This window comes from Polaromonas sp. P3_C2 (genome assembly GCF_056402675.1).
In genome coordinates this window covers 1-1,339 of record NZ_JBFUGX010000920.1, presented here as the reverse complement: position 1 = coordinate 1,339, position 1,339 = coordinate 1, and the positions used below count along the sequence as shown (strand labels likewise).

The window sequence follows — 1,339 nt, the reverse complement described above, 5'->3', positions numbered from 1 at the left end:
GGCCTGGGTCGCCTGGATTGAGCCGGCCCCGCTCACTGTTTCGGGCTTTCGAGCGGCGGATAGGAGGCAGACGGAGAGCCCGCTGGCGCACTGGTGGGCGCCGAAGTGGCTGCTGCCGGATTGGCTTTGACCTTTGTGGAARCCTTGGTGAGCTGCTCTTCGGTGGCTTCCAGCACGGGCACATCGCCCAGTTTGCGTCGGTTGCCCAGTTTGGCAATGAATTCGGTCTCGCTCGGCATGGCGTCGCCTTCAAAGCGCTCCAGCTGGTCACCCTTGAAAAACACGGTGTATTTGTACGACTGGGGCTCCACGCCCTGGCGCTTCAGCGTAAAGACGTAATCCCAGCGGTCGCCATGAAACAGGCTGGCCATCAGAGGCGTTCCCATGATGGCCTTGACCTGTTCACGCGTCATGCCGGGGCGAAGCAGCTCAACTTGCTCCCTGGAGACAAAATTGCCCTGAATGACGTCCACCTTGTAGGGCGTGACCCAGTTGACCGGGTTGATCGAACTGCTGCTCATGTTGCTCAGGCKGCTGCAGGACGCCAGCACCGTGCAGGCCAGGAGCAGGAAAGCGGTTTTGGCGCTGTAACGATGATTTGCAGGCATGGCTGACATAGTGAGGGGGTGTAGCGATATGATCGTTCATTGTAGCGGCTGGGGGCCCCCGGCCGGCACCTGCCCAGAAGGGTCGCACCACCGCTTTACACAGCGGTTTCACCCAGAGAGTTTTCCCATGAGCAACATCGACGAACTGAAAAACACCGGCCTCAAGGCAACCCTGCCACGCCTGAAAATCCTGGAGATCTTCCAGGCGGGCAAACAGCGCCACATGACAGCCGAAGATGTGTTCCGGGTGCTGCTGGAAGACCGCTCGGACATTGGCCTGGCCACGGTCTACCGGGTGCTGACCCAGTTCGAGCAGGCCGGACTGCTGAACCGCAGCAATTTCGAATCAGGTAAAGCGGTCTATGAGATCAACGAAGGCCAGCACCACGACCACCTGGTCTGCCTCGATTGCGGCAAGGTCGAGGAGTTCTACGACGCCGAGATTGAAAAACGCCAGAATGCCGTCGCCAAAGCCAAGGGCTTCACCATTGCCGATCATTCACTGTCGATCTACGCTAACTGCACCAAAGACAAGTGCCCCAACCGCAACGGCGCACCGGTACGGCACCATCACGCTTAATTTTTAGCAGAAATGGCCTGCAGCCCTTTATATACAAGCGCAAGCAGCTATTGATTCAATAGCAAGTAAAACTGCGGCGCAGAAGGTGTGAAGAAACCGTAGCGAGCAGCCCGAGGTTGCATCGAGGACCGGAGCCGTACTTGCGTACGGC

The 1,339-nt window shown here is 58.6% G+C and carries 2 protein-coding genes; one reads left to right on the top strand and one right to left on the bottom strand.

The genetic code is table 11. The features are described 5' to 3' along the window. Positions 1-32: 32 nt before the first annotated feature. Positions 33-608 carry an outer membrane protein assembly factor BamE gene (locus AC1DWI_RS23390; RefSeq protein WP_477725945.1) on the bottom strand — a complete coding sequence of 192 codons (576 nt, stop codon included), beginning with the start codon at positions 606-608 and terminating at the stop codon, positions 33-35. 127 nt (positions 609-735) lie between these two features. Between AC1DWI_RS23390 and fur the strand changes: the two genes are divergently transcribed. Next, positions 736-1,188, top strand: a complete 453-nt coding sequence (gene fur, locus AC1DWI_RS23385) for a ferric iron uptake transcriptional regulator (RefSeq protein ID WP_457281494.1) — start codon at positions 736-738, stop codon at positions 1,186-1,188. Positions 1,189-1,339: the final 151 nt, after the last annotated feature.

Coding starts and splice junctions, on each gene's coding strand:
- fur (WP_457281494.1), top strand. CDS start 736: ATGAGCAACATCGACGAACTGAAAAACACCGGCCTCAAGGCAACCCTG.